Origin of the sequence: Limnohabitans sp. Rim8, assembly GCF_945901735.1 — a bacterium.
Taxonomy (GTDB): domain Bacteria; phylum Pseudomonadota; class Gammaproteobacteria; order Burkholderiales; family Burkholderiaceae_C; genus Limnohabitans_A.
In genome coordinates, this window is sequence record NZ_CAMDLM010000015.1 from 35,680 (window position 1) to 47,995 (window position 12,316).

General features: G+C 59.9%; 13 protein-coding genes. 6 read left to right on the top strand and 7 right to left on the bottom strand.

The window, feature by feature from the left end:
* Positions 1 to 68: 68 nt before the first annotated feature.
* Positions 69 to 764 carry a fumarylacetoacetate hydrolase family protein gene (locus Q0O99_RS09225; RefSeq protein WP_293750678.1) on the bottom strand — a complete coding sequence of 232 codons (696 nt, stop codon included), beginning with the start codon at positions 762 to 764 and terminating at the stop codon, positions 69 to 71.
* 88 nt (positions 765 to 852) lie between these two features.
* Between Q0O99_RS09225 and Q0O99_RS09230 the strand changes: the two genes are divergently transcribed.
* Positions 853 to 1,314: a MarR family winged helix-turn-helix transcriptional regulator gene (locus Q0O99_RS09230; protein WP_293750680.1), complete on the top strand. Its 462-nt coding sequence runs from the start codon at positions 853 to 855 to the stop codon at positions 1,312 to 1,314.
* Here the strand turns inward: Q0O99_RS09230 and Q0O99_RS09235 are convergent.
* From Q0O99_RS09235 to Q0O99_RS09250, 4 genes are all read right to left on the bottom strand, one after another.
* Positions 1,299 to 1,601, bottom strand: a complete 303-nt coding sequence (locus Q0O99_RS09235) for an antibiotic biosynthesis monooxygenase (RefSeq protein WP_293750681.1) — start codon at positions 1,599 to 1,601, stop codon at positions 1,299 to 1,301. The genes Q0O99_RS09230 and Q0O99_RS09235 overlap by 16 nt on opposite strands.
* A 91-nt stretch (positions 1,602 to 1,692) precedes the next feature.
* Positions 1,693 to 2,589 (bottom strand): NUDIX domain-containing protein, encoded by an 897-nt coding sequence (locus tag Q0O99_RS09240; RefSeq protein WP_293750682.1) that lies wholly within the window; start codon positions 2,587 to 2,589, stop codon positions 1,693 to 1,695.
* A 6-nt stretch (positions 2,590 to 2,595) separates the two neighbouring features.
* Entirely contained in the window at positions 2,596 to 3,417 is an 822-nt protein-coding gene (gene phnX, locus Q0O99_RS09245) for a phosphonoacetaldehyde hydrolase (RefSeq protein ID WP_293750683.1), read from the bottom strand.
* Positions 3,414 to 4,529 carry a TIGR03364 family FAD-dependent oxidoreductase gene (locus Q0O99_RS09250; RefSeq protein WP_293750684.1) on the bottom strand — a complete coding sequence of 372 codons (1,116 nt, stop codon included), beginning with the start codon at positions 4,527 to 4,529 and terminating at the stop codon, positions 3,414 to 3,416. Before Q0O99_RS09250 ends, phnX begins: the two co-directional genes overlap by 4 nt.
* A 441-nt stretch (positions 4,530 to 4,970) precedes the next feature.
* Between Q0O99_RS09250 and Q0O99_RS09255 the strand changes: the two genes are divergently transcribed.
* The 5 genes from Q0O99_RS09255 (at position 4,971) to Q0O99_RS09275 (ending at position 10,058) form a co-directional block, all read left to right on the top strand.
* Positions 4,971 to 5,546, top strand: coding sequence for a phosphohydrolase (locus Q0O99_RS09255; RefSeq protein ID WP_293750685.1), 576 nt, complete (start codon positions 4,971 to 4,973; stop codon positions 5,544 to 5,546).
* 69 nt (positions 5,547 to 5,615) lie between these two features.
* Positions 5,616 to 6,461 carry a GNAT family N-acyltransferase gene (locus tag Q0O99_RS09260; protein ID WP_293750686.1) on the top strand — a complete coding sequence of 282 codons (846 nt, stop codon included), beginning with the start codon at positions 5,616 to 5,618 and terminating at the stop codon, positions 6,459 to 6,461.
* The gene (locus Q0O99_RS09265) at positions 6,458 to 7,375 is read left to right on the top strand and encodes a UDP-2,3-diacylglucosamine diphosphatase (RefSeq protein ID WP_293750687.1); all 918 of its coding nucleotides are present in this window, start codon (positions 6,458 to 6,460) and stop codon (positions 7,373 to 7,375) included. The genes Q0O99_RS09260 and Q0O99_RS09265 overlap by 4 nt, the downstream gene beginning before the upstream one ends.
* A 131-nt stretch (positions 7,376 to 7,506) precedes the next feature.
* Complete coding sequence (ppk1, locus tag Q0O99_RS09270; protein WP_293750688.1) at positions 7,507 to 9,591, top strand: polyphosphate kinase 1; 2,085 nt, start codon at positions 7,507 to 7,509, stop codon at positions 9,589 to 9,591.
* Between the two features lie 5 nt (positions 9,592 to 9,596).
* Entirely contained in the window at positions 9,597 to 10,058 is a 462-nt protein-coding gene (locus Q0O99_RS09275) for a histidine phosphatase family protein (RefSeq protein WP_293750689.1), read from the top strand.
* 21 nt (positions 10,059 to 10,079) lie between these two features.
* Here the strand turns inward: Q0O99_RS09275 and Q0O99_RS09280 are convergent, their stop codons facing one another.
* Both Q0O99_RS09280 and Q0O99_RS09285 read right to left on the bottom strand, forming a co-directional pair.
* Positions 10,080 to 10,604 (bottom strand): hypothetical protein, encoded by a 525-nt coding sequence (locus tag Q0O99_RS09280; protein ID WP_293750690.1) that lies wholly within the window; start codon positions 10,602 to 10,604, stop codon positions 10,080 to 10,082.
* Between the two features lie 92 nt (positions 10,605 to 10,696).
* Positions 10,697 to 12,199: a Ppx/GppA phosphatase family protein gene (locus tag Q0O99_RS09285; RefSeq protein WP_293750692.1), complete on the bottom strand. Its 1,503-nt coding sequence runs from the start codon at positions 12,197 to 12,199 to the stop codon at positions 10,697 to 10,699.
* Positions 12,200 to 12,316: the final 117 nt, after the last annotated feature.

The following is a 12,316-nucleotide window of genomic DNA, read 5'->3' on the forward strand; positions in this document are numbered from 1 at the left end:
GTGTACTTTTATTGGTTGAACCAAAGTGCTTTTCAGCTGGCCACACTGCGTTTAGGCGACCTTGCAGCTCAGGAAATTTTAATTTCTAAGCTGCTCAAGCCTGCCACCTGGCCCAACAGCACATCGCCGGCCACCACGGCGGCCACGCCTTCGGGGGTGCCGGTGTAAATCAGGTCGCCGGGTTGCAGTTCCCAAGCGGCGGACAGATGTTCGATGGTTTCGGCCACGTTCCAAATCAGCTTGGCCACGTTGCTGCGCTGACGGTCCGCGCCGTTGACTTGCAAGCTGATTTCGGCGTTGTTCGCATCACCGGCTTGGGCGATGGGGGTGATGGGGCCAATGGGGGCCGAGTGGTCAAAAGCCTTGCCGATGCACCAAGGGCGGCCTTGTTTTTTCATCTCGTTTTGCAGGTCGCGGCGCGTCATGTCCAGGCCCACGGCATAACCGTAGATGTGCTGCGCCGCGTTGGCCGCCGAAATGTTGCGCCCACCTTGGCCAATGGCCACCACCAGTTCGATCTCGTGGTGCAGGTTGTGCGTGAGGCTGGGGTAAGGCATGGTGCCGGTCTGGCCCGCTTCGACCACCACCAGACTGTCGGTGGGTTTGAGGAAGAAGAAAGGCGGCTCGCGCCCTGTAAAGCCCATCTCCTTGGCGTGCTCTTCATAATTGCGGCCAACACAGTAAATGCGGTGCACCGGAAAACGTTCGGGTTGGCCCAGCACGGGCACCGAGACCACGGGCATGGGTGAAAATACAAAACTCATGGGATGCTTTCTCAAAAAATGAAAATCAGATGGTAATCGCAATGCCCGAACGCAGGCGCCTGATGAACCGCTGCAACACGACACGCACATGATCCACAGCATCGACCTGCAGGCCACGCCGGGTCACCTGATTCGACGGGCCCAGCAAATTGCCGTGGCCATTTTTGCCGAGCAACTGGCCAGCGCCGGCATCACGCCCGTGCAATTTGCCATCCTGAACGCTTTGCTGGACAGCCCGGGCATTGACCAGGTGAGCCTGGCCAAGCGGGTGGCCTTTGATCCGGCCACTTCGGGCTCGGTCATTGGGCGGTTGGAAGCCAAGGGCTGGGTGGTGCGCAAGGCCGATCCGGCCGACCGCAGGCGCAAGCTGTTGGTGGTCACGCCGCAGGGCGTGCAAGCGCTGGCCCAGATCCAAAGCGATGTGGCCCAGGTGCAAGTCAAAATCCTGGCCCCGCTGACGCTGCAAGAGCAAAACCAGTTTGTGCATCTGCTCTCGCGCCTGGTGCAAGGCCATCAAGCCGATGGAAGCCCGGCTCAGGCCGAGGTGTAGGTCAGCTCGAAATGCTCCACGTGCGGGGGCGCGGCAAAGAAGGGGCCGACAATGGCGCGCCACTCAGCGAACAGTGGCGACTGGCGAAAGCCCACCGTGTGGTCTTCCAGCGTGTCCCAGAAAATCTGCAACACAAAGCGCTCGGGGGTCTCGATGCAGCGGTTGACCTTGGCCCCCCGAAAGCCTTTGGCCCGCGCGGCCACGGTGTTCAGGCCCAGTTCAATGGCTTGCTCAAAGGCGGCTTGCTGGCCAGGCTGGATGCGGATGTCGGCGAGTTCGAGGATCATGGTTTTGTCCAAAAGAAGGCGAATAAAACAGCACGATACCCCATGGCTGGCCAATCAGGCGTCACGGGCAGGCCATTCACAAGCCCCGTGGTCAGCGCACGTTGCCGCGGGTGGTGATGGCGTCTGAACCGGCCATGAGCCAGGCCAGACTTTGGGCCAATGAGGCGCAAGCGTCCACGGTGAACTGACCCGATTGCATGCACGAGACCACCTCGTCCGGGCTCAGACGCCGAAATTCCTGCACCTCGCCATCGGCGTTGATGGGGGTCTCTCGCTCCGACAGGTGCAGCGTGTACACCAGCAATTGCTCGTCATGCCAGCCTTGGGGTTCAGGCCTTTGTGTGCGGATCACCCCGGACCCGCGCAAGCGGCTTGGCTCTGACAGGTGCAAACCCGCCTCTTCGGCCAGTTCACGCACAGCCGTTGACAAAGGGCTTTCTCCGGCCGTCAATCCGCCGGCGGCCAGGTTGTCCAGCAGGCCTGGGTCGATGGCTTTGTGGCCAGAGCGACGACCGCACCACAAGTCACCTTGGGGCAAAAAACCATGGATGTGCACCGCATGGCTCATCATGCCCAGGTGCCTGAAGCCCGCCCGCTCGACGCACAAAAATGGGGGCACGTCCAAAGCCGGTGGCCAAGCGGGTGTGTCAGGCCACCACGCAAAAAATTCACCGCGCCATCCGGTCAAACGCCCATGGGCCGCTTGCTGGACCAAAAAAGCCTGCAAAGCCTGGCTGCGCTGCAAAGCCTGGTCTGCGGCCGTTTGCCAGCGCAAACGACCCTGCACGAGGGTGCATCCGGGTAACAAGGCCACCATGTCTTGGGCGCGATCGGCAGACACCCAACCGATGTTGATCCCGTCGCACAACCAGCGCAAGCCCCCAGCGGGCGGCATGTGTTGGGCCTGCAGTTGGCTGGCCAGCCAAGCCTGTTGCGGCCCGTTCAGACGGGACCAAAAAGCTTGCTCAGGACACAGACCTGGATTCATGGGGACTCAAGGGGTTTCGCCCAAGGCCATGCGCTGCTCAATGCGGGCGATGGCGTCTGGCAAATCGGCCACACTGTCGATCACCTCGTGGGCTCCGGCCGCCAGCAGCAGGGCGTTGGCGCTGGTCTTGGCATGGGCTTGGTCCTGTTCGCTGGCCTGCAGCCAGCGCTCATGCGTCCACCCCAAGGCGTTGCCGCTGATGGCCACACCCACCGTCCAGGCGCCTGCGGCCAGGCCTTCGGCCAGGCCGGGAGCGGTGTCGTCGACCTTGATGACCTGCGGCGCTTTACCTTGCAAACCCATGGCTTGCAAACAAGCCTGCATGCCCATGGGGTCAGGGCGGCTGCGGGCCACGTCGTCGCAACACACCACCAAGTCCGGCGTGAAGCCCTCTGCCTGGGCGATCTCCATCAAGGGCGTCATGATTTTTCGGGTGTAACCGGTGGTGGTGGCAAAGGCCAAGCCTTGGGCTTTCAGCGCATGGTACGCCGTCATGAAGCCTGGAATGAAGTGGCTGCGGTCCAGCGCCGCTTTGGCACTCATGGGCTCGAACTCTGTCAGCAGTTGTTGCGCATCCGCGGAGTTGAAAGGGCGACCTTTCAGTGCTTGCCATTGGGTCGCGATGGTCGACATGCGTCCCAAGGCCGCGATGTGGTCCATCTTGGGCAGCCCCATGGGCACACGGGCCTCGGCGATGGTGATCTCAATCTGGTGGCGGGCAAACAACTCGACGAAGGCGCCCATGGGGGCCTGGCAGCCAAAGTCCACGATGGTGCCCGCCCAGTCGAGCACGATGCCGCGGACGGTGTGTTCTTGTTGGAGATTCATGTTTTGCTCCAGTTTTGAATGATGTCTTCAGCCAAGCCAAACGAGGTGCTCATGCCGGTGCCACTGGTCACACTGACCAATTGCACACCGGGCAACACATCGCGCACCAGGCTGTCTTGTTGTGCGCTGGGGTAAATGCCCGTCCAGCGCTCTGTCACCTGGTAGTGGCCCAGGCACAGCAGGCGCTGCATTTCATAGAGGATCAGGTCATCCACTTCGCGCGAAGCAAAGGGCCGCATGGCCTGGCCGTAGTGGTGTGAGTCTCCCACCACCAGCGAGCCGTCCTGGCTTTGCACCACGATCAGGTGTATGCCATGGGCCAATTCCTGGGGGGCTTCAACGCGCAGCTGATCGAGCAGCAATTGGGCACCGGGCAATTCGCTGTAACCCCGGTAGCGCACCAGGCTCAAATCGCTCATCACCCCAGCGCCGAGCCGGTAGCCGGGCGGCGGCTGAACCCGCAGCATTTGCAGCTGACACAGCTGGGTGTTGTTTTCGCTGAAAGCCTCAGGAAACAAGCTGCGCATATCCGGGCCAGGGCAGACCAGGATGCGCTCGCCCGGCAGCCATTGCCCGCCGGTGAAGACGGCGCCAGAGATGACTTCTTGAACGTGTTGCCCGAGCTGAAACACGACGCCTTGAGTGGCCAGCCAAACACGCAGTTTCTCAATGGCGCTGCGCGCTTCGATGCGCAGCTCGTGAGGGCTGTACAAGGCTCCTTGAAAATGATGCATGACAAATTGTGGCGCCTGGTCTTGCAAGGCTTGGCCTTCGAGCCATTGCAGGTCTTGGCCCTCGGGTTGTTTGCACAATTCCTGCAAAACCATTTTGGCCTGTTGTCTTTGGGCAAGCACATACAAGCCCTGGTGCTCAATGGCGATACCCGCTTGCGGGGCCAGTGCGGCCCACACATCGCGTGACCTGCGGGCGCGACGCCAGGTGTCGCCCCGACCCTGGCCGGTCACCGTGACGAAGCCAAAGTTGCGAATTGAGGCCCCCACACAAAATGGGTCGCGGTCGATCACGCGCACGCTTTTGCCTTGCTGCAAAGCAGCCCAGGCGCAGGCCAGGCCGACGATGCCACTGCCCACAATGATCACATCGTTGCGCATGCTTTACTTCCTACAAAGTTGCGGCTTCGGGCTGAGCCGAGTGCCTGTTGGAGTTGATGAAGGCCGGCCGGGCTGCTGCGCAGATCACGCGGTGCAATGCCCAGGATTTTCAGCCAGCCAGCCAAACAGCTGTTCGGAGGCCCGTTGTCAGCGACAGCCAAAAATTTCAGCCAGATCACCCTGCACCTGCGGGCTGATGGCCGCTGCAATGTCCAGCCCCCACCCCGCCCACAGACGCGCCCTTGTCGATGCGCAGGTCGATGGCTTGAAGGTCTTTTTGAAAGGATTTGCAGGCACTGATAACGCAGATAGCCAGTTGCTAATTTGACACTATGTTCATGGTGCAAAGTACCTGTGACGCTGTGATGAAGAAAATATATCAGTTTGGTGTCTTGTCGGTTTTGTCATTTTTTTGACACGAACCGAGTCCACAGTCAAGCCATGCAAAAAATGTTGAACACCCTTTTGACGCTTTACGAGCAAGGCGGTGACCAGATCTACGCCGGTGAGTCGGTCACCCAGTTGATGCACGCTTGGCAATGCGGACGTTTGGCTGAAAAGTCGGGTGCCAGCGCGGCTTTGCAACTGGCCAGCTGGTTGCACGATGTGGGTCATTTGTGGGTGAATCTGGAGGGCACGCCCACCCTCAGAGGTGAAGACGATGTGCATGAGCGCATCGGTGCACAGGTGCTGCTGCCTGTGTTTGGTCTCGCTGTCGCAGAGCCAGTGCGCTTACATGTGCAGGCCAAGCGCTACTTGGTCGGCACACGCGAGAGCTACGCCAGCAAGCTGTCGCCTGATTCGGTGCGACGCCTGCGTTTGCAAGGCGGGCCGATGGGGCCACAAGAGTGTTCGGCTTTTGAGCTGGAGCCTTTTTTTGCCGATGCTGTGAAGCTGCGCGTGTGGGATGACCTGGGCAAAAAATCTGCTTGGTTTGAGGACACGCGCCACGATGCGCTTGACCATTTGATGCAGTTGATGCGTCGCGTGGCACATGCACACGTCATTCAAATTTAACAAAAGAGACATTGCTTTGACACGGGTACGGGGGATCATCCAAGGCAGGAAAAAAAAGGAGCTGAAGTCATGAAAGAGTCACCCAACCCCACCTTTGCACTGACCCCTGTTCAATTGGCCGGGGGGGTGCTCCACTCGGGGGCAGCTGCCACCGGTTTGGACTTTTTGCCTCGGCGTCTGCAAAGCAGCATTGAAGTCAGCTGGGCGCAGCATCTCGACGAAGTTCGCGAAGCGCAGCGCCTGAGGTACCAGGTTTTTGCCAACGAGTTGGGTGCGCGGTTGCCCAAATCACTGCCAGGCCACGACATCGATTTGTTCGACGATTACTGCGAACACCTGCTGGTCCGGGACAACGTTTCAGGCCAGGTCATTGGCACCTACCGGGTGCTCACGCCAGCACAAGCCAAGCGGGCCGGCAGCACCTACAGCGACACCGAGTTTGACCTGACCCGTCTGCGCGATCTGCGCAGCCGCATGGTGGAGTTGGGCCGCAGTTGTGTGCACGCAGACTACCGCCATGGTGCAGTCATCATGGCCTTGTGGGGCGCTTTGTTCGAATTCATGGACCGCAACCGCCTGGACACCATGATCGGTTGCGCCAGTATCCCGATGCTGCACAACGGTCTGGTCACGGGTGATGTCGCAGCCAGCATCTGGCACCAGTTGCGTGAAAAGCATTTGGCCGAAATCCAGTTCCATGTGCGGCCACGTTTGCCGCTGCCTGTGGACGATTTGGACCATGGTTTGGCCATCGAGCCGCCCGCGCTCATCAGAGGCTATTTGCGCTTGGGCGCCAAGGTGCTGGGTGCGCCCGCTTGGGACCCGGACTTCAACACGGCCGATCTGCCCATGATGATGCGCACGGCCGACTTGCCCATGCGCTATCGCAAAAATTTTTCCATGGGGGCCGCATGATAAAAACCGACGCACTCTCGACGGCCGCTGCGTTGTTCACAACCTCTTATGCGGCGCTCGATGGCACTTTGCCCCACGCCTTGCCCGAGTCAGTGCAGGGGCCAGAGGAACCAGACGACGACATTTTGCCCGCAGGCCGGCAGCGTTTGCGGGCAGTTTTTATTTCGGATCTGCACATTGGTACGCCTGGTTTTCAGGCCGAAGCCCTGCTCGATTTTCTGAAACACCACCCCAGTGATGTGTTGTACTTGGTGGGCGACATCGTGGACGGTTGGCAACTGCGCAGGCGCTGGTTCTGGCCCCAAAGTCACAACGATGTGGTCCAAAAATTATTGCGCCGAGCGCGCAAAGGGTGCCGCGTCATTTATGTGCCGGGCAACCACGACGAGTTCGCGCGGCATTTTGTGGGTCACGCATTTGGTGGGGTCGAGGTGCTGCACGACACGTCACACACCACGGCCAAAGGCCTCAAGTTGTGGGTGGTGCACGGCGACCACTTTGATGGCGTGATTCAGTGCGCCAAGTGGCTGGCTTATTTGGGCGATTATTTGTACGAGCTGGCCTTGCGTCTCAACCGTCACCTCAACAGCTTCAGGGCGCGCATCGGTCTGGAGTACTGGTCTTTGTCGGCTTACCTCAAATTGAAGGTCAAAAAAGCGGTGAATTTCATCAGCGACTTTGAGGTGGCTGTGGCTCATGAGGCCAAGCGCCGGGGCTTTGATGGCGTGGTGTGCGGCCACATTCACCACGCCGAAATTCGCGATGTGAACGGCACCCTGTATTGCAACGACGGCGATTGGGTAGAAAGCCGTACCGCGTTGGTGGAGCATGCCGACGGTCGACTGGAGATCATCCACTGGGGCAGCCAGGCGGTGGTCGTCAACGCCTTGCCTGCGCAGGCGGTGCCCGCTTAAATCTGGCGCTGTTCGAGTCTCACTTGATATCGATCAAAGGCGACGACAAATAAGTCACTGATTGTCACGGTTTTGTCACCAAAATGCCTTAGTGACTTTATATGATGAATTGAATTCATCGACGGTATGCCATGGCCCATCCAATTTCACAGACCATTTCGCCAGAGTTGCCACCTGAGTTTTTGGACCGCGATCTGAGCATCCTGGCTTTCAATGAGCGTGTGCTCGATTGGGCCCACCGACCCGAGGTGCCTGTGCTCGAACGCCTGCGGTATCTGTGCATCGTGTCCTCTAACTTAGACGAGTTCTTTGAGGTTCGGGCCGAGCCGCATGTGATGGGCAGCTTGCAGGAGATCAGATCCGGCCAATACACGAACGACAGCTTGAAGGCCATTGCCGACAAAACCAATGCCATGGTGGCGCGGCAGTACGCTTTGTACAACGACGATTTGCTGCCCACTTTGCAGCGCCATGGCTACCGTTTATTGTCACACGGCGAGCGCAATGCCGAGCAACGCCGCTGGGTGCGCAGTTACTTCCAGCGCGAAGTGCAGCCCCTGTTGGTGCCCGTGGGCCTGGACCCGGCGCACCCCTTTCCTCAAGTGGCCAACAAATCGCTCAACTTCATTGTGCAGTTGTCGGGCAAGGACGCTTTTGGGCGGTCCAACGAAATCGCCATCGTCAAGGTACCGCGCGTGTTGCCGAGGGTGATTGCCTTGCCGGACCGGGTGTGCGAGGGCAGCAAGGCTTTTGTACTTTTGTCCAGCGTGATCCGCGCCCATCTGGCCGAGTTGTTCCCGGGCCGTGAAGTCGGACAATTTTCCCAGTTCAGGGTCACGCGCCACTCGGATCTGGCGGTGGACGAGGACGAAATCGCCAATTTGCGCATGGCTCTGCGTCAAGGTCTGCAGCACCGCCACTATGGCCAGGCGGTTCGCCTGGAAGTCTCGTCCAGCTGTGTGCCCCGTTTGTCAGAATTCTTGCGCAAGGAATTTCGCTTGCCCGAAGCTTCAGTGTACCGGGTCAATGGCCCGGTAAACCTGGTGCGCCTGATGCAGTTGATCGATTTGGTGCCTGCACCAGACTTGCTCTTCCCGCCCTTCAAAGCCAGCTTTCCGGTGCAACTTCCGAAACACGGTTCGGTGTTCAACCGGATCAAAGAAGGCGATGTGGTGATTCACCAACCCTTTGAAAGTTTTGATGGCGTGCTGGCCTTTTTGCGTGAAGCCGTGATGGACCCTAATGTGTTGGCCATCAAGCAAACCATTTACCGCGCTGGCAGCGACACCACCATGATGGATTTGCTGCGCGAAGCGGTACGACGCGGCAAGGAAGTCACGGTCGTGGTGGAGCTCAAAGCCCGTTTTGACGAAGAGGCCAACATCAATTGGGCCGAGCAACTTGAATCGATCGGCGCTCAAGTGGTCTACGGCATCGTGGGCCTGAAAACGCACGCCAAAATGCTGCTGGTCACTCGCCGTGAAGGCCGTGTGCTGCGCCGCTATGGCCATCTGTCTACGGGCAATTACAACCGCCGCACCGCGGCGCTGTACACCGACATCAGTTACCTCACGGCCGATGCCGACATCACCGCCGACATGGACCAGTTGTTTGGGCATTTGGCCAGCCAAAGCCGGTTGCCTAGGATGAAAAGTTTGCTGGTTGCACCCTTTGCTTTGCATGCCCAAATGCAGGCCCTCATTGAGGCAGTTGGCGAGGCGGCTGCACGTGGCGCGACCGGGCGCATTGTCATCAAGATGAATGCCCTGACCGACCAGCCCTTGATGGAGGCTTTGCTGACGGCTGGGCAAAAGGGGGCCAAGATCGATTTGATTGTGCGCGGGGCCTGCATGCTGCCCGCCGGGGTGGCTGGGGTGAGCGACAACATCCGGGTGCGTTCGGTCATCGGCCGCTTTCTGGAGCACTCACGGGTGTTTTACTTTTGCGCCGACCAAGACGAATCTCTGTACCTGTCGAGCGCCGACTGGATGAGCCGCAACATGACGCGCCGCATCGAGTTGGCCTGGCCCGTGACCGACCCGTTGCTGCGCCAACGAATCATTGACGAATGCCTGATCGCCTACCTGCACGACGGTCGCGATGCCTGGGACTTGGCCCCAGATGGCCAATACCACCGTGTCGGCTTGACCGAGCCGGGGCCCGGGGCCCAACAAGCGCTGATGCAGCGCTACGACGCCTCACCTTTACAGGAGTGAGTCCCATGGATTTGATCGTGTGGCGGCATGCAGAGGCCAATGAGGCCGAGCCAGGCGAAGACGACATGCAAAGGGTCTTGACACCTCGCGGGCGCAAACAGGCCGAACGCATGGCCGCCTGGCTGGACGCCCAGTTGCCACAAGGGACCCGCGTGCTCAGCAGCCCCGCTGTGCGGGCCGAGCAAACGGTGCTGGCCCTGAGCCGCAAGTACAAGGTCCGCGACGCCCTGTCTCCTGGCGCCAGTGTGGCGGATGTGCTGGAAACCTCGGGCTGGCCCGAGGCGCGTTACCCGGTCTTGTTGGTAGGGCACCAACCGGCGTTGGGCGGCATGGTGGCGACATTGCTGGGCATGCCCGAGGCCGCATGCGCCATCCGAAAAGGCGCGGTGTGGTGGTTGCGCCACCGCATCCGCGAGGGCGAGGCGCAAACCGTGCTGTTGGCTGTGACATGCCCTGAGCGCATTTGAGCAGCGGGTTGGTGAGCGCCTTCAGTCTTTGGCAGGCCGACCGGTTTTGATGGTGGGAACATTGGCCATGGCTTTCTTGAAAGCAGTGTCGGCCAAGCCCGCCAAGGCCTGCAGGCCAGCGCGGATCAATTCACTTTTCTTGACTTCCACGCCCAAAGCCATGGCGCGTTTTTTCATCTCGGTGATTTGCAGCAACTCGGTCTTGGGCAGTGTGAAACTGTCGCGCACGACTTTGATCTTTTTCTCTTTGGGGGCCTTGGCAGGGGCGGCCGTAGTTTTCTTGTCCGTGGCTTTGGGCTGAGGTGCTTTGGCCGAGCTGGTCTTGGCTTTGGCGGGCGCGGCAGGCGGGGTCACTGCAGTTTTGACCGATTTGACCGTCTTGCGCTGCGGGGCTTTGACAACGGTTTTGCGCGGTGCTTTGACGGGTATTTGGGAGGCGGGTGCCGCCTTTGCCGCTGGTTTGGCGGCAGCTTTGGCAGAAGTGGCGGTGCTGTCGGTGCTGGCAGCGTTGGCGCTTGGGGCTGAGGAAATGGTGGTGTCGTTCATGGTGTATTGCCTTTCAAAAAAATTAACGGTGCATACAGTTTATACCGTTGTTTTTTATTCGGCAAGACATCCACCTCAAAAATCCGGGGAAATCAGCTCACCGTAACTTGTAAAACCCAATCCGTCTTTTGCCAAGCGTTTTTTTCTTCGCGCAGCAAGTGCGCCGATTGGGGCCAGAGTTCGGCCCAGTCGCTGTCCATCTGAAGGCTGGCGGTGCGCCTGTCAACATCGTAGTGGATGTGCAAGCCCGACAAATCCGGGTCACGCCGGGCATGGCACAGAATGACCGCCAAGCGAAGCGCCATAAGTTGCTGCACAAACCGGGTGTTTTGCAATTCGGTTTCGAGCTTGCGCAGCTTGCCCCGGTGGCCCAGCACCAATTGGCTCAGGCGGTGCAACTCGTCCAGGGTGAAGCCGGGCAGGTCGGTGTTGTCCAAGATGTAGGCACCGTGCTTGTGGTAATCACTGTGCGAGATGCGCAAGCCGGTTTCGTGCAGCTGGCAGGCCCAGTGCAGTTTTTGCAAATGGCGTTGGCGTTCGTTTTGGGGCAGGTCGGCCCCCGATCCAATCATGGCTTCCAGCAGGTCCCGGGCTGTGCGTGAGACCCGATCGGCCTGCTGGGCATCGGTGCCAAAGCGTTGGGCCAACCAGCTCACCATGGACGAGCGGACATCCTGGGGGGTTTCACGGTCGATCAGGTCGTACAGCGCGCCATGGCGCAAGGCCCCTTGCGCGGCATGCATCTCATCGATTTGCAGCAGATCAAACACGGCTTGCAAAACCGCCAGGCCGCCACCGATGACGGGTTTGCGATCTTCCTTGACGCCTTCCAGGCGCAAGTTGTCCAGCTTTTGGGCCTTGAGCAAACGCTCTTTGAGCCAACTCAGGCCGTCGCGTGTGACACGCCCCTCGGGCCAGCCGGCCTGGGTCAAGATATCGGACACTGCGCCCACCGTGCCCGAGGAGCCGTAGCACTTGTCCCAGTGCTGGCGGTTGAAGAGGATGTGGGCCTCGTCGAGCACCGCCAGGGCCCCGATTTGGGCGGCCTTGAAGGCTTGGGGAGTCCACAGGCCATCGGAAAAATACTTCATGGACCAGCCCACACTGCCCACGCGGTAAGACTCCAGCGTACTGGCGGTGACGTGCTGGCCCAAAATCATTTCGGTCGAGCGCCCGCCGATATCCACCACCAGGCGGCGCTCATCCGACTGCGGCAGCAGGTGCGACACGCCCAGGTAAATGAGTCGGGCCTCTTCGCGCCCGGCAATCACCTCGATCGGAAAGCCCAGAATTTGTTTGGCCTTGACCAAAAACACATCCCGGTTGCGGGCCTCGCGCAGGGTTTGGGTCGCCACGGCCCTGACTTGTTGGGGCTGGAAGCCCGCAATCCGTTCGCCAAAGCGGGCCAGGCACTCCCAGCCCCGTGCCATGGCGTCTTCGCTCAGGTTGCGTTCGCTGTCCAGGCCGTTGCCTTGGCGCACGGTTTCCTTGATGTATTCCACGCGCCGCAGCTGGCCTGCATCCATTTGTCCGATCTCAAGGCGAAAACTGTTGGAGCCCAGGTCAATGGCGGCGTAAAGAGAATGGGTTTGCATGGCGAGGGGGCGAGGGCGGCGAGGTCGGACGGGCAAAGTGTGAATTATGTGACCGGATTGTGAAATTTGAATGACATGGGCGCCCATCAGGCAAGGGCAGCGGGCCTTGGGTGCTCG